Origin of the sequence: Streptomyces sp. NPDC051684, from assembly GCF_044453445.1 — a bacterium.
GTDB lineage: Bacteria > Actinomycetota > Actinomycetes > Streptomycetales > Streptomycetaceae > Streptomyces.
In genome coordinates this window covers 260,303-280,619 of record NZ_JBITCS010000007.1, presented here as the reverse complement: position 1 = coordinate 280,619, position 20,317 = coordinate 260,303, and the positions used below count along the sequence as shown (strand labels likewise).

Annotated in this window: 16 protein-coding genes; 3 read left to right on the top strand and 13 right to left on the bottom strand. The window is 70.0% G+C overall.

Going from position 1 to position 20,317, the window contains the following annotated elements; genetic code table 11:
• Positions 1-771: 771 nt before the first annotated feature.
• Complete coding sequence (locus ACIA8D_RS11715) at positions 772-1,296, top strand: universal stress protein (protein ID WP_399231035.1); 525 nt, start codon at positions 772-774, stop codon at positions 1,294-1,296.
• Between the two features lie 260 nt (positions 1,297-1,556).
• On the opposite strand, the gene glmS is transcribed toward ACIA8D_RS11715, so the two are convergent.
• Both glmS and ACIA8D_RS11705 read right to left on the bottom strand, forming a co-directional pair.
• A complete protein-coding gene (gene glmS, locus ACIA8D_RS11710; protein ID WP_399231034.1) occupies positions 1,557-3,374 on the bottom strand; it encodes a glutamine--fructose-6-phosphate transaminase (isomerizing) in 1,818 nt (605 codons plus the stop codon).
• A gap of 17 nt (positions 3,375-3,391) precedes the next feature.
• Entirely contained in the window at positions 3,392-3,649 is a 258-nt protein-coding gene (locus tag ACIA8D_RS11705; protein ID WP_399231032.1) for a hypothetical protein, read from the bottom strand.
• A 210-nt stretch (positions 3,650-3,859) separates the two neighbouring features.
• On the opposite strand from ACIA8D_RS11705, the gene ACIA8D_RS11700 reads away from it, so the two are divergent.
• Complete coding sequence (locus tag ACIA8D_RS11700) at positions 3,860-5,440, top strand: purple acid phosphatase family protein (protein WP_399231031.1); 1,581 nt, start codon at positions 3,860-3,862, stop codon at positions 5,438-5,440.
• Positions 5,441-5,555: 115 nt separating this feature from the next.
• Here the strand turns inward: ACIA8D_RS11700 and ACIA8D_RS11695 are convergent, their stop codons facing one another.
• The 11 genes from ACIA8D_RS11695 to ACIA8D_RS11645 all read right to left on the bottom strand — a co-directional run bounded on the left by ACIA8D_RS11695 (position 5,556) and on the right by ACIA8D_RS11645 (position 19,606).
• On the bottom strand, positions 5,556-6,434 hold the full coding sequence (locus ACIA8D_RS11695) for a DUF4429 domain-containing protein (RefSeq protein WP_399231029.1): 879 nt from the start codon (positions 6,432-6,434) through the stop codon (positions 5,556-5,558).
• 78 nt (positions 6,435-6,512) lie between these two features.
• On the bottom strand, positions 6,513-8,288 hold the full coding sequence (locus ACIA8D_RS11690; protein ID WP_399231027.1) for an IucA/IucC family protein: 1,776 nt from the start codon (positions 8,286-8,288) through the stop codon (positions 6,513-6,515).
• Positions 8,285-8,893, bottom strand: coding sequence for a GNAT family N-acetyltransferase (locus ACIA8D_RS11685; RefSeq protein ID WP_399231025.1), 609 nt, complete (start codon positions 8,891-8,893; stop codon positions 8,285-8,287). The genes ACIA8D_RS11690 and ACIA8D_RS11685 overlap by 4 nt, the downstream gene beginning before the upstream one ends.
• Positions 8,890-10,179: a lysine N(6)-hydroxylase/L-ornithine N(5)-oxygenase family protein gene (locus ACIA8D_RS11680; protein WP_399231023.1), complete on the bottom strand. Its 1,290-nt coding sequence runs from the start codon at positions 10,177-10,179 to the stop codon at positions 8,890-8,892. Before ACIA8D_RS11680 ends, ACIA8D_RS11685 begins: the two co-directional genes overlap by 4 nt.
• Positions 10,163-11,605 carry a lysine decarboxylase DesA gene (desA, locus tag ACIA8D_RS11675; protein ID WP_399231021.1) on the bottom strand — a complete coding sequence of 481 codons (1,443 nt, stop codon included), beginning with the start codon at positions 11,603-11,605 and terminating at the stop codon, positions 10,163-10,165. The genes ACIA8D_RS11680 and desA overlap by 17 nt, the downstream gene beginning before the upstream one ends.
• A 169-nt stretch (positions 11,606-11,774) precedes the next feature.
• Positions 11,775-12,632: a siderophore-interacting protein gene (locus tag ACIA8D_RS11670; RefSeq protein ID WP_399231019.1), complete on the bottom strand. Its 858-nt coding sequence runs from the start codon at positions 12,630-12,632 to the stop codon at positions 11,775-11,777.
• Between the two features lie 4 nt (positions 12,633-12,636).
• A complete protein-coding gene (locus tag ACIA8D_RS11665) occupies positions 12,637-13,683 on the bottom strand; it encodes an ABC transporter substrate-binding protein (protein ID WP_399231018.1) in 1,047 nt (348 codons plus the stop codon).
• Positions 13,684-13,904: 221 nt separating this feature from the next.
• Positions 13,905-15,065, bottom strand: a complete 1,161-nt coding sequence (locus ACIA8D_RS11660) for an acyl-CoA dehydrogenase family protein (protein ID WP_399231017.1) — start codon at positions 15,063-15,065, stop codon at positions 13,905-13,907.
• A 7-nt stretch (positions 15,066-15,072) separates the two neighbouring features.
• Positions 15,073-16,044 carry a hydroxymethylglutaryl-CoA lyase gene (locus ACIA8D_RS11655; RefSeq protein WP_399231015.1) on the bottom strand — a complete coding sequence of 324 codons (972 nt, stop codon included), beginning with the start codon at positions 16,042-16,044 and terminating at the stop codon, positions 15,073-15,075.
• Positions 16,041-17,969, bottom strand: a complete 1,929-nt coding sequence (locus ACIA8D_RS11650) for a biotin carboxylase N-terminal domain-containing protein (RefSeq protein ID WP_399231013.1) — start codon at positions 17,967-17,969, stop codon at positions 16,041-16,043. The genes ACIA8D_RS11655 and ACIA8D_RS11650 overlap by 4 nt, the downstream gene beginning before the upstream one ends.
• Before the next feature lie 14 nt (positions 17,970-17,983).
• Positions 17,984-19,606: a carboxyl transferase domain-containing protein gene (locus tag ACIA8D_RS11645; protein WP_399231011.1), complete on the bottom strand. Its 1,623-nt coding sequence runs from the start codon at positions 19,604-19,606 to the stop codon at positions 17,984-17,986.
• A gap of 97 nt (positions 19,607-19,703) precedes the next feature.
• Between ACIA8D_RS11645 and ACIA8D_RS11640 the strand changes: the two genes are divergently transcribed.
• Positions 19,704-20,297, top strand: coding sequence for a TetR/AcrR family transcriptional regulator (locus tag ACIA8D_RS11640; RefSeq protein WP_399231009.1), 594 nt, complete (start codon positions 19,704-19,706; stop codon positions 20,295-20,297).
• Positions 20,298-20,317: the final 20 nt, after the last annotated feature.

Genomic DNA, 20,317 nt, shown 5'->3' with positions numbered 1-20,317 from the left:
TGGATTCCGCCCTGGTCGCAAGGGGGTTGGAGGAGGCCGGAGGCAAGGGAAGGCCCACTGACCCAAGTTGGCTGAAAATTATCGGAGCGTCGCGTTGAAACCGGTCAGCCAACCGGCGTATCCCACCCGGCGCGACGGCCGCCGTCCCGCGTCCGCGGACCGTTCCGCTCGCGCTCAACACCATGCGCGCCGCATTGTTCACTGTGCAACTGTGCAGCCCCGCGCTCCGACCGTCGAAGGAGCAGTCGGCACGCCGCGGTGATCGCCGCGAGGCCCAGGGCGGCGCCGCCGGCGCCCCCGGCGGACGAGCCGTACCAGACGAGTACGAGCGGCACCAGGACGCAGCTGAAGGCGGCCCAGCGCGCGGGCAGGGCGGTGTCGTGACGGTGTGCGGCGCTGGGTCGCCGGTGGACGGTCGGTCCGGGCACGGAGTGCTCCCTGTGTCTTCGGTACGCGAGTTCAACGCCGCCGACCGGCCCGGGTCACTTCGTCGGGGGACTACAGACGCCCAGTTGAGTGCGCAAACCGCCTGTACGGGGCAGCAACCATTGCCATACGGTCGCCCCTCGTGCATGCTCCCCTGAACGCGGCGGAGCGAGACCATCGACGAAGAAGGCGCAGCTCTGGCGCCCGGAATCAGAGTCTGGGCAGAGGAGGAGTGTCGCCGTACCCTTGGGGGTATGGGGTTGGGAAGATGATTCCCGGACACAGCTCCGCCGATCAGTTGTCGTCCCCTCTTTAGAGGCCCACGAGGTACACGCCGAGACACTCATGGCCGGTCACGAAATCCCTGAACCCGCGGACCGCAAGCGGCAGGTCGCCGAACCCACGGCGACGCCCCGAGCGGCGGAAGAGACACGTCAAGCCTGTGATCCCGCTTTCAAGCACGGTGTCGTCGTCGGTTTCGACGGCTCGACGTCGAGCGAGCGGGCACTCGCGTACGCCATCGGCATGGCCCACCGTTCGGGCTCGGGGCTGATCATCGTCCATGTGGCCAACCGGCTGCCCACCACGGTGTGGGCGGGCTGCGAACCGCCCGTGTTCGTGGACGTGCCGGATCACCGCACGGAAGTCCTGGGGCTCGAACTGGCCTGCGCGGAGTATCTGTCCGAGGTGCCCTGGATCCTCGTCGAGCGCGGTGGCGACATCTGCCACGAGCTGGAGGAGGTCGGGCACGAGTACTCGGCCGACGCCATCGTCGTGGGCTCGACCCACGGGCTCGTCGGGCGGATCTTCGGCTCGGTCGCGGGGCGGCTCGCGCGGCGCGCGCAGCGGCCCGTCATCGTCATCCCGTAAGTTCCCGCGGGGGCCGGGAGTTGAGGTACCGGGCGAAATTGCGCCGTTGGATAAATCTACTCCCGCGTAGAGGTGCTTTGTGCCCTTGTGAAGGGTAAATACGGGTCGCTGGAAGATGCCGGGCGGGCTGATGGCCGGCGGGTGACGGCCGCCGGCCGACGGCCAAGGGCGGGGCAATGGGCGGCCCCGGCCCTCTCGAAAACGGGTCCCGTGCGCATGGTGGCGCGTACGGGACCCGTTTGTGTCGGCTTGGGCTCTGCCTACTCGACCGTGACCGACTTCGCCAGGTTGCGGGGCTTGTCGATGTCGCGGCCGAGGGCCAAGGCCGTGTGGTAGGCGAGGAGTTGGAGCGGGATGCCCATCAGGATCGGGTCCAGCTCGTCCTCGTTCTTCGGGACGACGATCGTGCGGTCGGCCTTCTCCTGCTCCTGGTGGGCGACCGCGAGGATGCGGCCGGCGCGGGCCTTGATCTCCTCCATCGCGGCGCGGTTCTTCTCCAGCAGGTCGTCGTCCGGGACGATCGCCACCGTCGGGAGCGCCGGCTCGATGAGGGCCAGCGGGCCGTGCTTCAGCTCGGACGCCGGGTAGGCCTCGGCGTGGATGTACGAGACCTCCTTGAGCTTCAGGGACGCCTCGCGGGCCACCGGGTAGCCCCGGACGCGGCCGATGAACATCATCGAGCGGGCGTCCGCGTACTCCTCGGCGATCTTCTTGATCTCCGCTTCCTGCTCCAGGATCTCGGTGATCTGGGCCGGGAGCTTGCGCAGGCCCTCGATGATCCGCTTGCCGTCGGCGACCGAGAGGTCGCGGATGCGGCCGAGGTGCAGGGCCAGGAGGGCGAAGGCGACCGTGGTGTTCGTGAAGCACTTGGTCGAGACGACGCAGACCTCCGGGCCCGCGTGGACGTAGACGCCCGCGTCCGACTCCCGGGCGATGGCCGAGCCGACGACGTTCACGACGCCGAAGACGCGGGCGCCCTTGCGCTTCAGCTCCTGGACCGCGGCGAGCACGTCGTACGTCTCGCCCGACTGGGAGACCGCGATGTAGAGGGTGTCGGGGTCCACGACCGCGTTGCGGTAGCGGAACTCGGAGGCCGGCTCGGCGTCCGCGGGGATGCGGGCCAGCTCCTCGATCAGCTGGGCGCCGATCAGGCCCGCGTGGTACGAGGTGCCGCAGCCGAGGATCTTCACGCGGCGCACGGTGCGGGCCTCGCGGGCGTCCAGGTTGAGGCCGCCCAGGTGCACGGTGGAGAACCGGTCGTCGATGCGGCCGCGCAGCACGCGGTCCACGGCGTCGGCCTGCTCGGAGATCTCCTTGTGCATGTACGTGTCGTGGTCGCCCATGTCGAAGGAGGCGGCCTCGAGGTCCACGGTGGTCGGCTCGTTGGCCGTGCGGGTGCCCGCCGTGGTGTACGTACGGAAGTCGTCGGCCTTCAGCGTGGCCATCTCGCCGTCGTCGAGCGTGACGATCTGGCGGGTGTGGGTGATCAGCGCGGCGATGTCCGAGGCGACGAACATCTCCTTGTCGCCGATGCCGAGGACGACCGGCGAACCGTTGCGCGCGACGACGATCCGGTCCGGGAAGTCGGCGTGCACGACCGCGATGCCGTACGTGCCCTCGATCAGGTGCAGCGCCTCGCGGACCTTGTCCTCGAGCTCGGGCAGCTGGGAGCGGGCGATGAGGTGGGTGAGCACCTCGGTGTCGGTCTCCGAGAGGAACTCGACGCCCTCGGCGACCAGCTTGGCGCGCAGGTCGGAGGCGTTGTCGATGATGCCGTTGTGGACGACCGCGACCTTGTCGTCGGCGGACATGTGCGGGTGCGCGTTGTGGTCGGACGGCGCGCCGTGCGTGGCCCAGCGGGTGTGGGCGATGCCCGTGGTGCCCTTGAAGCGGGCCGGGACCTTCGCCTCCAGGTCGCGCACCCGGCCCTTGGCCTTGACCATCTTCAGGCCGGTGGCCTTGGGGCTGGTGATGACGACGCCCGCGGAGTCGTAACCGCGGTACTCCAGGCGCTGCAGCCCTTCGAGAAGGAGCGGCGCGACGTCACGCTTGCCGATGTAACCGACGATTCCGCACATAAGTGTTGAGATTCCCCTCAGCCGTAGACGATGCGGCGCAGCTGGCGGAGGGAGAGCTCCGGCGGCGACACCGCCCGGTAGCGCAGATCCGCCAGGATCCGCTCGAAGATCTCCGCGTTCACCAGGCCCTGACCCTGGAGCTCGCGGTGCCGGCGGCGGACGTAGTCCTCCGTCGACTCGTCGAAGTAGGCGAGCACGTCCTGGACCACCCGCAGCGCTTCGCCCCGGCTCAGGGCGGTGCTGCGCGTCAGGTGGTCGACAAGTTCCTCGTGCACGAGCCGATCCTCGGGGTTCCGGGTCGGTTTCGCAAGAATCCTGCCCGATATCGGGCAGGAGTGTCCCTCGGGTGGGCGTGGGTTGCGGTCGCGGGGCTCTGCCCCGGGCCCCGCGCCTCAATCGCCGGCGGGGCTTGATCGGCTCAAGTGTGTGGTCGCGTTCACCCCGTGTATTCCTGGCGGATAGGTGCCTAGAGCATCTTTCGGGGCATGGACATTCCACGTATGGGCGTACCCGCCGAACTCGCCGACCGGTCGCTTGCCGAGCAGCACGAGTATCTGCGCAGCCGGTTCTCGCGGCGGACCGTGATGCGTTGCGGTGCCGTCACGCTCGGCGCGGTCGCGGGCGGGGTATTCGTGCCGGGTGCCGCGCGGGCCGCGAGCCCCTCGGCCGCTCCGGCGGCCGCCACGGAGGCCGTCGACGGCGCGCTCGTCGCGCCCTTCGGCCGGCACCTCTCGTACGGCGACGACGCGCGCACCGAGATGACCGTGTCCTGGCAGGTGCCGGTCGCGGTGAAGGACCCGTTCATCCGGGTCGGGAGCAGTGCCGGTGAGCTGTCGCGGAAGATCCCCGCCGAGCTGCGGGCCCTCTACACCCCGGCGGGCGTCGGCACCAGCGCCGACCACACCCAGTACTACGTGCACGCGAAGCTGACCCACCTCAAGCCGGGCCGGACGTACTGCTACGGGGTCGGTCACCGGGGCTTCGACCCGGCGTCGCCGAAGTTCGCGGGCACCATCGGCACGTTCACGACCGCGCCCGCCCGTTCGGAGCGCTTCACGTTCACCGCCTTCGGCGACCAGGGCGTCAGCTACCACGCGCTCGCCAACGACTCCCTGATCCTCGCCCAGGGCCCGGCCTTCCATCTGCACGCGGGCGACATCGCGTACGCGGACCCCTCCGGGCAGGGGAAGACCAGCGACACGTTCGACGCGCGCACCTGGGACCAGTTCCTCGCGCAGACCGAGACCGTCGCCAAGTCCGTGCCGTGGATGGTCTCGTACGGCAACCACGACATGGAGGCCTGGTACTCGCCGAACGGGTACGGGAGCCAGGAGGCCCGGTTCGCGCCGCCGACGAACGGGCCCGACCCGAAGAACCTGCCGGGCGCCTACTCCTTCGTGCACGGCAACACGGCGGTGATCTCCCTCGACGCGAACGACGTCTCGTACGAGATCCCGGCGAACCTGGGAGTGAGCGGCGGGACCCAGACCACGTGGTTCGAGCGGCAGTTGAGGAAGTTCCGGGCGCACGGGTCCGGGATCGATTTCGTTGTGGTGTTCTTCCACCACTGCGCCTACTGCACCGCTACCGCGCACGCCTCCGAGGGCGGGGTGCGCAAGGAGTGGGTGCCGCTGTTCGAGAAGTACACGGTCGACCTCGTGATCAACGGGCACAACCACGTCTACGAGCGCACGGACGTGCTGAAGGGCGACAAGGTCACCAAGGAGCTGCCGATCGGTGGCACGGCGTATCCGGAGACGGACGGCGTCGTGTACGTCACCGCCGGGGCGGCGGGCAAGGGGCTGTACGAGTTCCCGGTCGAGGACTCGTACGAGGGGCACGAGAAGGCGGTCGACCCGTTCGCCTCCTACGTGACGCAGGACGGGGGCGGCAAGAAGGCGGTCACCGTGGACTGGTCGCGGGTGCGGTACACCAACTATTCGTTCCTGCGGGTGGATGTGGAGCCGGCGGCGGTGGGCCGTACGGCCAGGTTGACCGTGCGGGGGCTCGCCGAGACGGGGGCGGAGGTGGACCGGTTCGTGGTTGCGCGTCGCGTACAGGCGTAGTGGTTGCGGTCGCGGGGCTCTGCCCCGGGCCCCGCGCCTCAATCGCAGGCGGGGCTTGATTTTGCCCGGCCACCCTTGATTGCGCGGCCGTCGGCGGGGCTTGAAAAACAAGCGGTCACAGGCGTTTCAGGATCGCTGCCTTCGCCACCGTGAACTCTTCCTCCGACAGGACACCGGACCGGTGGAGGTCGCCCAGTTCGCGCAGACGGCGCAGGAGGGCGTCGTGGTCGTCCTCCTGCGGGGCGGCGGGCGGGGACTTCTCCAGGGCCGGGGCCGCGGCGGGCTCACCCGCCGGCCCCGGATGGGGAAGGCGGGCCTGGACCGCCGCCGCCACGAGGGCCATCAGGGGGTCCTTCTTGAAGCCCCACAGTTCGATGGAGTTGGGGTCGTACTTCGGCGGCGCCTTCGTCGGTGACGAGCGGACCGTGAAGCGCAGGCAGCCGTTCTCCAGGCCGAGCGCCGGCTGCCACTCGACCGCCGTGATGTCGGAGAGGTCCAGGACCCGGGTACCGGCCGAGGACTTGGCCTCTTCCGTCTTCCAGTTCCACTCCAGGCGCACCCGCTCCCCGTCGAAGCTCGCCGTGCCGTCCCCGGCGGAGACGGACAGCGGCACGGCGGGGCCCGGCAGGAAGTACGTGGCGCAGGCCGAGGTGGGCACCTCGTCCAGGAGCAGCGCGTTGCGCACCTCGTCCACGAAGTACTCGGCGACGCCGTAGCGGTCCGACTCGACGGTGAGCTGGTACGGGTCCGTGGTGTCGGTCAGCTTGCCGCCGGTCGCCTGGAGCAGGGGGTCGGCGCCGTCGCGCAGCCGCAGGCGCAGGCGGCCCGTCTTCTTGCCCTGCTCGAAGGAAGCCCCCGCGAGCGCCGTCAGCGGCACGGTCAGCTCGCCCAGCGCCTTGCGCAGCGGGCTCACGCCCTTGTCCCGCCCCGGCACGAGCCGCAGCGTGTCCCCGAGATACGTCCACGTGCCGTCGCGCTGGATGATTTCCGCCATGCCGCCATTCTCGTACGGGAAAGGGGCCCGGGAGGACCGTCTCCCGAGCCCCTGGTCCATGAGACCGGCCGAACTTCCCTACGCGATGGGGTTCTCCAGGTCACCCACCAGCTGGAGCGCACCCGAGGGGTCCGCCAGGTCGACCATCTGCTCGTTGTTGCGCAGCTGGAGACGGTTGAGGGCGGAGAGCGAGAACTGCGGGGCGAACATGTCGAACCGCTCGAACTTCTCCGCCAGTTGGGGCATCGCCGCCTGGTAGTCGCGCACGCAGTCCGCGACCGCCGACCAGAACGTCTCCTCGTCCACGACGCCGTCCTCGACGAGGTTCGCCGCGAGGAAGCGGAAGAAGCAGTCGAAGACGTCCGTGAAGATCGACAGGAGCTTCATGTCGTCGGGGACGTCGGCCTTGATGCGCTCCACGGCCGGCGGCAGCACCGCGTCCGTGTCCATCACCGCGATCTCCTCGGCGATGTCCTTGAAGATCGACCGCTTGACGACGCCCTGCTCGTCCAGGACCAGGATGACGTTCTCGCCGTGCGGCATGAACACCAGGTCGTAGGCGTAGAAGCTGTGCAGGAGCGGGGTCAGGTACGACTTGAGGTACGGCTTCAGCCACTCGCGCGGGGTCAGGCCCGAGCGCTCGATCAGGGCGCCCGCGAAGGACCTGCCCTCGCGGTCCACGTGGAGCAGGGAGGCCATCGTCGCCAGCCGCTCGCCCTCGCCGAGCGAGTCCACCGGGGACTCGCGCCACAGCGCCGCCAGCATCTTGCGGTACGGCGAGTAGCGGTCGGTGGCGGCCTCGTACTCCAGGTGCCGGTAGCCGACGGCCGCGCGCTCGCGGATGATCGTCAGGCCGGTGTCCTTGAGGACCTCGTCGTTCTCGATGAGGTTCGCCAGCCAGTCGTTGATCGCCGGCGTCGCCTCCATGTACGCCGCCGAAAGGCCGCGCATGAAGCCCATGTTGATGACCGAGAGGGCCGTCTTCACGTAGTGCTTGGCGGGCGCGCTCTTGTTGAAGAACGTGCGGATCGACTGCTGTGCCAGGTACTCGTCGTCGCCCTCGCCCAGGCACACCAGGTTCTGCTGCGCGACCTCGGCGGCGAAGGTGACGGAGAGCTTGTTCCACCACTGCCACGGGTGGGCGGGGATGAGGAGGTAGTCGGCCGGGTCGAGGCCCTTGTCGCGCAGGACGGTGTCGAAGCGCGCGATCGTCTCGTCGCCCAGCTCGGCGCGGAGGAACGACTCGTACTCCAGGCCCACGCCCGCCGTGAACGCCGCGCGCTCGCGGCTCGCCGCCAGCCAGACCAGCCGGACGGGGCTCGCGGTCTCGGGGGCGTACGAGAGGTACTCGTGGACGCCGAAGCCGAGGCGGCCGTTGTTCGCGACGAAGCAGGGGTGGCCCTCGGTCATGCCCGTCTCGATCGCCTGGAAGTCGCCGGAGGCGGCCAGTTCGGCGGAGGACAGGTACGGCTTCGTCAGTTTGAAGCAGGTGCCGGAGAGCGTGGAGGAGATCTCCTCCAGGTAGACCGGCAGCGTCGAGTCGCTCAGGCCCAGGCTGTCCTTCAGCTCGATGAAGAACTGGAGGGCGTTCAGCGGGAGTTCGGCGCCGTCGCGGTGCCGGGTGATCGAGTCGGCGGAGACCTGCCAGTGGTCCAGGCGCAGCCGTCGCGCCGTGAACTCGTAGCGGGTCAGGCCGTCGTCGCTGAGGACGGAGAACCGGTCGGGGCCCGTGGCGGCCTCGGGTATGAGGAGCCGCTCGTGACTGAACTCGGCCAGGGCCTTGCGGATGAGGAGGCGGTTGGCCTCGGCCCAGCGCTCGGGGGAGAGGTGGGTGGCGGCGTCGGCGATGGTCATGCTGCGGTCGTCCTTCCCGTGGCCGCTTCGAACTGGGCGCGCGTACAGAAGCTCAGCAGCGCCTTTTTCTCGGGCTTGTCGATCTCACGCTCGGGGACGAAGCCGACGGCCTCGTTCAGGGCGTGAACTGCCTTGTTGCCGACGTCGGGTTCGACGACGACGCGGTTCACCGACGGGTCGGTGAAGAGGTGCTCCATCACCGTCGTGATCACGGCGCGGGTGAAGCCGGGGATCCGGACGTCGGAGGGCGCGGTGAGGAAGTGCATGCCGATGTCGCCGGGCTCGGGCTCGTACAGGCCGACCAGCTCGACGTAGCGGGGGTCGTAGCGCTCCATCAGGAACGCCGGCTCGCCGTCGTGCAGGCCGAGGAACGCGTCGTGGTGCTCGTGCGCCGCGATCGACATGTACTCGCGCTCGACGTCCTGGAGCTTGGCGTCCTGCATCAGCCAGAAAGCCGCCTTGGGGTCGGTGACCCAGCGGTGCAGCAGCTCGGCGTCGGAAATGGGGTCTCCCCTGCTCGAACGCAGTTGAGAGCTCGGGGAAGCGTCGACCGGCCGGAGGGTCAGTTTCCCTACGGCGCTTTTCGTGGTGCTCGTGTTGCTCATGCTGCGAACTCCTGGAACGCGATGGTCTTCTCGACGGGGTAGTACTCGGTGCCGAGCAGCTCGCCGATGATGTAACTGTTGCGGTAGGCGCCCATACCCAGGTCCGGGCTGGTGATCGAGTGGGTGTGCACGGACGCGTTCTGCACGAAGATGCCGCGCCCGGTCGTGTCGATCGAGTAGTTGCGGGCGACGTCGTAGCGGCCCCGGCCGTCCCAGCGGATGCGGTCCTTGACCGGCTCCAGGAAGGCGGGCGTCGTGTACTTGTAGCCGGTGGCCAGGATCACGCCCTCGGTCTCCAGCTCGAACTCCTTGTCCTGCTCCTCCTGGTGCAGGCCGAGGGTGTACGTGCCGTTCTCGTGGCTCGCCGTGCGCAGCGCCGAGTTGGTCAGCAGACGCGTCGGCACGGGGCCGTCGAGGCCCTTCTGGTAGAGCAGGTCGAAGATAGCGTCGATCAGCTCACCGTCGATGCCCTTGAACAGGCCCTTCTGCCGCTCCTCCAGGGAGTAGCGGGTCTGCTCCGGCAGCTGGTGGAAGTAGTCGATGTAGTCCGGGGACGTCATCTCCAGCGTCAGCTTGGTGTACTCCAGCGGGAAGAAGCGCGGCGAGCGCGTCACCCAGTTCAGCCGGTAGCCGTGCACGTCGATCTCGCTGAGGAGGTCGTAGTAGATCTCGGCGGCGGACTGCCCGGAGCCGACCAGCGTGATCGACTTCTTCTTCTGGAGCTGCTGCTTGTGCTGCACGTAGCGGGAGTTGTGCACGACCCCGTCGCCGCCGAGCCCCTGGCAGGCCTCGGGGACGTACGGCGGGGTGCCGGTGCCGAGCACGAGGCGGCGGGCCCGGTGGGTCTCGCCCTTGTCCGTGTGCACCAGGTACACCTCGGCCGCCTCGTCGTAGCGCACCTCGGTGACGGTCGTCGAGAAGCGGATGGACGACAGCTTGGCGGCCGCCCACTTGCAGTACGCGTTGTACTCGACGCGCAGCGGATAGAAGTTCTCGCGGATGTAGAACGAGTACAGCCGCCCCGACTCCTTCAGGTAGTTGAGGAAGGAGTACGGCGAGGTGGGGTCGGCGAGCGTCACCAGGTCCGACATGAACGGGGTCTGGAGATGCGCGCCGTCGAGGAACATCCCCGAGTGCCACTCGAAGTCCGGCTTGGACTCGATGAACAGGCCGGACAGCTCGTCGATCGGCTCGGTGAGCGCGGCGAGGCCGAGGTTGAAGGGGCCGAGTCCGATCCCGATGAAGTCGTACACGTTCTTCTTCGTCGTCTCAGGATGCGCGGTCAAGGGTGTCTCCCAGGTACTGCTCGGCGTGGCCGGCGATGAGGTCGAGGACGGCCGAGATGTCGTCGAGGGTCGTCTCGGGGTTGAGCAGGGTGAACTTCAGGTACTGGCGGTCGCCCACCTTGGTGCCCGCGACGACGGCGTCACCGGAGGCGAAGAGGGCTTTGCGGGCGTACAGGTTGGCGCGGTCGATCTCCGAGGGGTCGGTGACGTCCGCCGGGATGTAGCGGTAGACGAGCGTGGACAGGCTCGGCTCCACGACCACGTCGAAGCGCGGGTCGGCGGCGAGCAGCTGCCAGCCCTCGTGCGCCAGGTCGCACACCTCGTCGAAGAGGCCGCCGATGCCCTTGGCGCCCATCACGCGCAGCGTCAGCCACAGCTTGAGCGCGTCGAAGCGGCGCGTGGTCTGCAGGGACTTGTCGACCTGGTTGGGGATCCGCTCGGCGACCGTGCGCCGCGGGTTGAGGTACTCCGCGTGGTACGTGGCGTGCCGCAGGGTGGCGCCGTCGCGGACCAGGATCGCGCTCGAACTCACGGGCTGGAAGAACGACTTGTGGTAGTCGACGGTGACCGAGTCGGCGCGTTCGATGCCGTCGAGCCGGTCGCGGTTCTTGTTCGACACGAGCAGTCCGCAGCCGTACGCGGCGTCGACGTGCATCCATGTGTCGTACTGGGCGCACAGCTCGGCGATCTCGGGGAGCGGGTCGATGGAGCCGAAGTCGGTGGTTCCGGCGGTGGCGACGACGGCCATGGGGACGAGGCCGTTCTCGCGGCAGCGCTCCAGTTCGGCGGCGAGGGCCACGGTCTGCATGCGCTTCTCGCGGTCGACCGGGACGGAGACGACCGCCTCGGGGCCGAGGCCGAGCAGCGTCGCGGACTTCTTGACGCTGAAGTGGCTGACCTCGGAGGCGAAGACGCGCAGTTTGCTCAGGTCGGTGGCCTTGGCCTCCTCGCGGGCGAGCAGCATCGCCTGGAGGTTGGACTGCGAGCCGCCGGAGGTGAACACGCCGTCGGCCGCGGGGCCGAGGCCGATGCGTCCGGTGGTCCAGTCGATGAGCTTGCGCTCGATGAGCGTGCCGCCCGCGGACTGGTCCCAGGTGTCGAGCGAGGAGTTGACCGCGGCGAGGATCGCCTCGCCGAGCACGGCCGGGATGACGACCGGGCAGTTGAGGTGGGCGAGATAGCGGGGGTGGTGGAAGTAGACGGCGTCGCGGAGGTAGACGTCCTCCAGCTCGTCCAGGGCGGCGATGGTGTCCTGGAGCGGCTCGTCCAGGTCGACGGCGTCGACCGTGGGGGCGAGGGCGTCGGGGGTGACGCCGGTGAACGGCCTTGTGGTGGTGGCGAGTTTGGCCGCCACCCGCTCGACTCCCTCGGTCACGGAACTGCGGTACAGCTCCGCGGTGGTGTCATTGAGCAGGTGCGAGCGCATGAACGGTTCCTCCGGGTGGGGTGGGGTGGTTCCCGGGTGGGGCAGGAAAAAGGGCGAGGTCGCGAACCCTTCGATTAGGTTAGCCTAACCTAACTTCGGCTCGCGACCCCGCCCCCTGTTCTGTGGCTGGAATGGCTGGAATGTTCTGTTGTGACGCAAGGCGGGCGTGTTACGCCGCCCGCAGCGCGTCCTCGCTCAGGCCGCGCCGCCAGTACCCGACGAACGTCACCGCCCGCTTGTCGTAACCGCGTTCGCGCACCAGGTGCCGCCGCAGCTCCTTCATGGTTCCGGATTCGCCGGCCAGCCAGGCGTACGGGCTTGTGGCCTCGGGGAGTTGGGACGCGCGCACCGCGTCCACCACGGAGGGCGCGCCCTCGTCGCGGACCAGCCAGGTCACCTGGACGTCCGCGAGCGTGATGATCGGCTGGATGTCCGCGCGGTGCGGGACCTCCAAGTACACGTGCGCCGAGACGTGTTCGGGCAGCCAGGCCAGCACGCCGAGCGCGGCCGGAAGCGCCGTCTCGTCGCCCCACATGAGGATCTGGTCGAAGTCGTCCTGGGGACGGCAGCGCACGGCGGCGTTGTCGGCGATCGCCGGGCCGAGCACGACGGCACGGTCGCCGGGGGCCGCGGCACGCGCCCAGCGGCAGGCCGGCCCCGAGGTCGCCGGGTCGTCGTCGTGCAGCACGAAGTCGATGTCGACTTCCTCCGCGGGGAAGCGGCGCTGGCCGCTCAGCGTGTACGAGCGCATGATCGCGCGCTCGTCGTCCGGGATCGCCCGGTAGGCGGCGTGCCAGCCGCGGCCGTCGTCGCCGGGGGTGGCCGGCGGGAGCACGGGGGCGTCCTGGCCCGGGTGCGGCAGGAAGAGGGAGAGGGACTGGTCCCGGCCGCCGCCGTGGAAGTCGGCGAGTTCGGGACCGGTGAAGGTGACCCTGAGGAGCGACGGACCGAGCCGCCGCGTGCGGACCACTTGCAGATCGAAGAATCGGAAAGGGGCGACAGCGGGGGCTTCGGTCGTCGTCGTCATGGGATCAGGACACCTTCTTCGCCGTCTCGATGGCCTTCGCGAGGTTCTCCAGCATGGGAGCGCACTTGTCGTAGGAGAGGATCGGTTCGGGGGAGCGGGCGATGACCTGGCCGGCCTTGACCGCAGGCAGCTTCTTCCAGGTCGGCTCGTCGATGTCGGCGGGCTGAATCGCCTGGGCGCGGTCGTCCATCATGATGATGTCGGCCTTGTGCTTGTTGACGTTCTCCCAGCTCAGGTTCTCGAACCAGCCGCCGGACGCCTTCTTCGCGGCCTCCGAGGGCTCCACGAAGTTCACGCCGAGCGCCTTGAAGTACTCCAGGTCGATGGAGAGGTCCGTGCCCGAGACGTAGAAGATGTCGGGGCTCGCGCTGCCCGCCATCACCTTGATGTCGGGGTTGGCCTTGGCGGCCTTGCGCAGCCGGGCCGCGGCGTCCTCGAAGCGCTTCTTGGCCTTGACGACCTTGTCGGCCTTCAGGTCGGCGCCGAGCGACTCGGCCAGCTTGTAGACGTGCTCCAGCGGGGTCGTCAGCTGGCGGTCGTAGACGGAGATGCCGACGCTCGGGGCGAGCTTGGCGATCTTCTTGGCGGACTCCTCGGGGACGTACCAGAGGGTGCCCGCGCCGTCGAACATCGTGGTGATCAGCACCTGGGGGGAGAGCCCCGCGTACTTCTCGATGTTGAACTGGCCCCACTCGTTGCCGATGACCGTGACCTTGTCGACGGGCATGTCGCCGGCCTGGACGTCGGGCTTGCCGCCCTTCGTGGTGGTCGGGCCGAAGACGCCCTTGACCTGGATGCCGTAGTCGTAGAGGGCGGCGCCCATACCGGTGAAGGCGACGATGTCCGTCGGGACCTTGTCCAGCTTCACGGTCTTGCCGCGGTCGTCCTTGTACGACCAGGGGCCGGACTTCTTCGCGGCGCCCGCCGAGCTGGAGCCGCCGTCTTTGGAACCGCCGTCGCCGCAGGCGGCGAGTGCCGCGCCGAGGCCGATGGCTCCGGTCGCGGCGAGGATGCCGCGGCGGGTGGGGCGGGACAGTCGGGCGTTGGGCATGACGGACAACCTTTGGACGTGCCGGAGGGGTGACCGGGCGGGGATGGAACTCAGGGTAGGTTAACCTAAGTTCCCGGCATGTCCAGGGGGCGGGGCAATCAAGCCTCTGCGGCGATTGAGCAGCGGGGTCCGGGGCGGAGCCCCGAGTCCTGAGGGCGGCCCCCGTGCTCAAAGAATTGGGGCTCTGCCCCATACCCCGCGCCTCAATCGCCGGCGGGGCTCTATGTGGTCAGGCCCAGCTCCCGCGCGATCAGCATCCGCTGCACCTCGCTCGTGCCCTCGCCGATCTCCAGGATCTTGGAGTCCCGCCACATCCGGGCGACCGGGTACTCGTTCATGAACCCGTACCCACCGTGGATCTGCGTCGCCTCCCGCGCGTTGTCCACAGCGACCGTCGACGAGTACAGCTTCGCGAGCGCCGCCTCCTTCTTGAACGGCTCCCCGGACACGAGTCGCGACGCCGCGTCCCGCCAGGCCAGCCGCGCCGTGTGCGCCTTCATCTCCATGTCCGCGATCTTGAACTGGATCGCCTGGTAGCCGCCGATGGTGCGGCCGAAGGCGCGGCGCTCCTTGGCGTACTTGACCGACTCGTCGACGCAGCCCTGCGCGAGCCCGGTCGCCAGCGCCGAGATCGCGACGCGGCCCTCGTCCAGGATCCGCAGGAACTGCGCGAAGCCCCGGCCCTCCGTGCCGAGCAGGTTCGCGGCCGGCACCCGTACGTTGTCGAAGTGCAGCTCACGGGTGTCCGACGCGTTCCACCCCACCTTCGAGTAGGGCGCGGCGACCGTGAACCCCGGTGTGCCGGACGGGACGATGATCGAGGAGATCGCCGGGGCGCCGTCCGGTGTGCGGTCGGTGACCGCCGTGACCGTCACGAGGCCCGTGATGTCCGTGCCGGAGTTGGTGATGAAGCACTTCGTGCCGTTGATGACCCAGTCGCCGGTCTCCTCGTCCCGTACGGCCGTGGTGCGCGTGCCGCCCGCGTCCGAGCCCGCCTCGGGTTCCGTGAGCCCGAACGCGCCCAGGGTTTCGCCACTGCACAGCTTCGGCAGCCACTCCCGCTTCTGCTCCTCAGTACCGAAGAGGTGGATCGGCATGGCGCCGAGGGAGACCCCTGCCTCGAGCGTGATGGCGACCGAGGAGTCGACGCGCGCCAGCTCCTCCAGGGCGATGCCGAGCGCCAGGTAGTCGCCGCCCATGCCGCCGTACTCCTCGGGGAACGGCAGCCCGAACAGGCCCATGCGGCCCATCTCGCGGACGATCTCGTAGGGGAACTCGTGCCGCTCGTAGAAGTCGCCGATCTTCGGGGCGACGACCTCGTGCGCGAACTCCTCGACGGTGCGCCGGAGTTCCTCGTGCTCGGGGGAGAGGTGGTGATCCATGACTGCCTCACTGCTCCTGGTCAACGTCGGCGTCGGCCTCGGGTGCGAGAGCGCGAACGGTGCGGGACGGGCTCGGTCGGCCCAGGTGTCCGGTCATCCACCTGCTGGTGTCGGTGAGACGGCCGAGGTCGACCCCGGTCTCGATGCCGAGTCCGCGCAGCATCCAGACGAGGTCCTCGGTGGCGAGATTGCCGGTGGCGCTCTTCGCGTACGGGCAGCCGCCGAGGCCGCCTGCGGAGGCGTCCACCGTGCTCACGCCGTGCTGCAGCGCCGCCAGGGTGTTGGCGAGCGCCTGGCCGTACGTGTCGTGGAAGTGCACGCCGATCGCGTCCGTCGGCACGCCCTCCTCGTTCAGCTCCGACAGGAGGGCCTGTACGTGTCCCGGCGTGGCCACGCCGATGGTGTCGCCGAGGCTCAGCTCGTCGCAGCCCATGTCCATCAGGGACTTGGCGACGGAGACGACCTGGTGGACCGGGACCGGGCCCTCCCACGGATCGCCGAAGCACATGGACAGGTAGCCGCGGACGTGCGCCCGCGACTCCTTCGCGCGCGCCACCACCGGCTCGAACACGGCCAGGGACTCCGCCACCGTCCGGTTCAGGTTCGCCTTGGCGAAGGACTCGGTGGCGCTGGCGAACACGGCGACGCGCTGCGCGCCGAGGGCCAGGGCCCGGTCGAGTCCGCGCCCGTTCGGGACGAGGACGGGGAGCCGGACGCCGTCCCCGAGATCCTGGAGCAGCGGGAACAGGTCCTCCGCGTCCGCCAGTTGGGGAACCCACTTGGGGTGCACGAAGCTCGTGGCCTCGATGGTCGTCAGGCCCGCGCCCGCCAGGCGGTGGATGAACTCGGCCTTCACCTCCGTGGGCACGGACCGCTTCTCGTTCTGCAACCCGTCGCGCGCGCCCACCTCGTGGATCCGGACGCGGGCCGGGAGGTCCTGGGTGGGGACGACCATGGGCAGTGGGGGCGTGGCGGTCATCGCGTGGCCTCCCCGCCGTCGGCCGTCTCCTCGGGGGCGACGACCGCCAGCACCTGGTCCATCGCCACCGTCGTCCCGGGCGACACGTCCAGCTCGCTCACCGTGCCCGCGTGCGGGGACGTGATCACGTGTTCCATCTTCATCGCCTCCACCACCAACAGGCTCTGTCCGGCCGTCACTTGATCGCCCACCGCGACCTTCACCACCGTCACCGTGCCGGGCATCGGCGCCGTCAGGGAGCCCGCGCCGCCGGCCCTCGACCCGGTCAGGTTCGCCGCCACCGGGTCGTGGTCCCGCACGTGCCAGGCGTCGCCCTCGCGCGCCAGCCAGTCGCCCGCGGTCGCGGTGAGGCGGGCGGGGGCGGTCGGCACGCCGTCGACCAGGACCTCGGTACCGCGCACCCGGACCTCGACCGGGTCGCGGCCCGCGGCCCTCAACGGGTGCACGGTCCACGCTGGTTCGCCGCCGAGCCGCCAGCCGGTCGGCCGGTCGAACGGGTCCGTCCAGCCCTCGGTCGCGGCCGGGGCGAGGCGCTCCTGGCGCAGCACGCCCGCCGCCGCGTAGACCCCCGCCGGGACCTCCGCGTCGACCAGCTCGTCCGTCGCGCGCTCCACGAGCCCGGTGTCCAACTCGCCCGCCACGACGTCCGGGTGGGCCAGCAGACGCCGCAGGTAACCGGCGTTCGTCGGCACGCCCAGCGTCACCGTGCGCGCGAGCGCGGCCCGCAGCCTGCGCAGCGCCGTGCCCCGGTCGGGGCCGTACGCGATGATCTTCGCGAGCATCGGGTCGTAGAGGCTGGAGACCTCCGTGCCCTCGGTGAGGCCGGAGTCGACCCGGACGCCCTCGCCCTCGGGCTCGCTCAGCGCCAGGACCGTGCCACCGGAGGGGAGGAAGCCACGCGCCGGGTCCTCCGCGCACAGGCGGGCCTCCACCGCGTGCCCGGTGAGCGTGATGCCGTCCTGCGCGAACGGGAGTTGCTCGCCCGCCGCGACCCGCACCTGCCACTCCACCAGGTCGACGCCCGTGACCAGCTCCGTCACCGGATGCTCGACCTGGAGGCGGGTGTTCATCTCCATGAAGCAGTACGCGGCCGGGTCCTCGCCCGGCACGATGAACTCCACTGTGCCCGCGCCCCGGTAGCCGCAGGAGCGCGCCGCCTCGACGGCCGCCGCGCCCATCGCCGCGCGCGTGGCCTCGTCGAGGAGGACGGAGGGTGCCTCTTCGACGATCTTCTGGTGACGGCGCTGGAGGGAGCACTCGCGCTCGCCGAGGTGCACCACGTTCCCGTGGCCGTCCGCCAGGACCTGGATCTCGATGTGCCGGGGGCGGTCGATCCAGCGCTCCACGAGGAGCGTGTCGTCACCGAAGGAGGTCCGCGCCTCTCGCCGGGCGGCCGCGATCTCCTCCTCCAGCGTCGTCAGGTCGCGGACGAGGCGCATGCCCTTGCCGCCGCCGCCCGCGGACGGCTTCAGGAGGACGGGTGCACCCAACGCGCGGGCCGCCTCCGCCAGTTCCGGATCACGGCCGCCCGGCACCACCGGGACCCCGGCCGCGCTCACCGTCTCCTTGGCGCGGATCTTGTCGCCCATCAGAGCGATGGCCTCGGCGGGCGGGCCGATGAAGACCAGTCCGGCCTCCTCGCAGGCACGCGCGAACGCCGCGTTCTCCGCCAGGAATCCGTACCCCGGGTGCACCGCCTGCGCGCCGGTCGCCGCCGCGGCCTCGATCAGCCGCTCCGCCACCAGGTAGGACTCGGTCGCCGCGGGCGGGCCGATCCGCACCGCCTCGTCCGCCTCGCGCACATGCCGCGCGTCCGCGTCGGCGTCGCTGTAGACCGCCACGGAGCGGATGCCGAGCGCCCGCAGCGTACGGATGACGCGCACCGCGATCTCGCCGCGGTTGGCCACAAGTACCGTCTCGAACACGTCTGGTCCGCCCCTCACATCCGGAAGACGCCGAAGCCGGCGGACTTCTCCGGCAGCGGCGCGTTGGCACACGCGGTCAGGGCCAGGCCGAGGACCTGGCGGGTCTCCATCGGGTCGATCACGCCGTCGTCCCACAGGCGGGCCGTCGCGTAGTAGGCATTCCCCTGCGACTCGTACTGGGCGCGGATCGGGGCCTTGAAGGCGTCCTCGTTCTCGGCGGGCCACTCCTCGCCGCGCGCCTCCAACTGGTCGCGCTTGACGGTCGCGAGGACCGAGGCGGCCTGCTCGCCGCCCATCACGGAGATCTTCGCGCCGGGCCACATCCACAGGAAGCGGGGCGAATAAGCCCGGCCGCACATCGAGTAGTTGCCCGCGCCGTAACTGCCGCCGATCACCACGGTCAGCTTCGGCACGCGCGTGCACGCCACCGCCGTGACCATCTTGGCGCCGTGCTTGGCGATGCCGCCCGCCTCGTAGTCCTTGCCGACCATGAAGCCCGAGATGTTCTGGAGGAAGAGCAGCGGGATGCCGCGCTGGTCGCACAGCTCGATGAAGTGGGCGCCCTTCTGGGCGGATTCGGCGAACAGGATCCCGTTGTTCGCGACGATGCCGACCGGGTGGCCGTGGATCCGCGCGAAGCCGGTGATCAGCGTCTGCCCGTACTCGGACTTGAACTCGGCGAACCGCGAGCCGTCCACCACGCGCGCGATGACCTCGCGCACGTCGTACGGGGTCCGGGAGTCGACCGGCACCGCGCCGTAGAGCCCCGCCGGGTCCACCTTCGGCTCGATCGCCGCCTTCACCGCCCAGGGCAGCGGGCCGCGCTCCGGGAGCGTGGAGACGATGGTCCGCACGATCCGCAGCGCGTGCGCGTCGTCCTCCGCCAGATGGTCCGTCACGCCGGAGACCCGCGAGTGGACCTCGCCGCCGCCCAGCTCCTCGGCCGTCACCACCTCGCCCGTGGCCGCCTTCACCAGCGGCGGGCCGCCCAGGAAGATCGTGCCCTGGTTGCGGACGATCACGGCCTCGTCGCTCATCGCCGGGACGTACGCGCCGCCCGCCGTGCACGAGCCGAGGACCGCCGCGATCTGCGGGATGCCCGCGCCGGACATCCGCGCCTGGTTGTAGAAGATCCGCCCGAAGTGCTCGCGGTCCGGGAACACGTCGTCCTGCATCGGCAGGAACGCGCCGCCGGAGTCCACCAGGTAGACGCACGGCAGCCGGTTCTCCAGGGCCACCTCTTGCGCGCGCAGGTGCTTCTTCACCGTCATCGGGTAGTACGTGCCGCCCTTGACCGTCGCGTCATTGGCGACGATCACGCACTCCCGGCCGCTCACCCGGCCGATCCCGGCGATCACACCCGCGGCAGGGGCCTGCCCCTCGTACATCCCGTCCGCGGCCAGCGGCGCCAGCTCCAGGAACGGGGAGCCGGGGTCGAGCAGTGCGTCCACCCGGTCCCGCGGCAGCAGCTTGCCGCGCGCCGTGTGCCGCGCCCGCGCCTTCTCGCCGCCGCCGAGCCGGGCCGCCGCGAGCTTGCCGCGCAGCTCCTCGCCGAGCGCCCGGTGCGCCGCCTCATTGGCGTGCCAGGCCTCCGACGCGGGCTCCGCCGCGCTCGTCAGCTCCGGTGCCTCCTGCATGGCTTCGAGCCCCCTTGCCCGTACCCAGAAAGTTAATGAGCGTTAACCCGTTTCCGTCAGGTTAACGCTCGCTAACGTCCCTGTCTAGAATTGCCTCATGGCCACGAGAACCGACGCCCCCACCCGCCGCGAGCAGATCCTCAGGGAGGCCGCGCGGCTCTTCGCCGAACGCGGGTTCCACGGCGTGGGTGTGGACGAGATAGGGGCGGCGGTCGGCATCAGCGGCCCCGGCCTGTACCGGCACTTCGCCGGCAAGGACGCGATGCTCGCCGAGCTGCTCGTCGGCATCAGCGGGCAGCTGCTGACCGGCGGCAAGCGGCGGGTCGCCGAGGCGGAGCAGGGGCCCGAGGTGCTGCTCGACTCGCTCATCGAGGGGCACATCGACTTCGCGCTCGACGACCGCGACCTGATCACGCTGCACGACCGCGAGCTCGACCGGTTGCGCGACAGCGACCGCAAGCTGGTTCGGCAGTTGCAGCGCCAGTACGTGGAGTTGTGGGTGGAGGCGGCGCGGAAGGTCTACCCCGAGCTGGTGGAGGCGCACGCGCGCGTAGCCGTGCACGCGGTCTTCGGGCTGCTGAACTCGACGCCGCACCTGAGCCGTCCGGGCTCGCTGCCCGGCCGTACGGCCACCGCGCGGATGCTGCACAAGCTGGCGCGTGGCGCGTTCGCGGCGGCTGCCGCAGAGTGAGGCCGGTGGCTGCCGCGGAG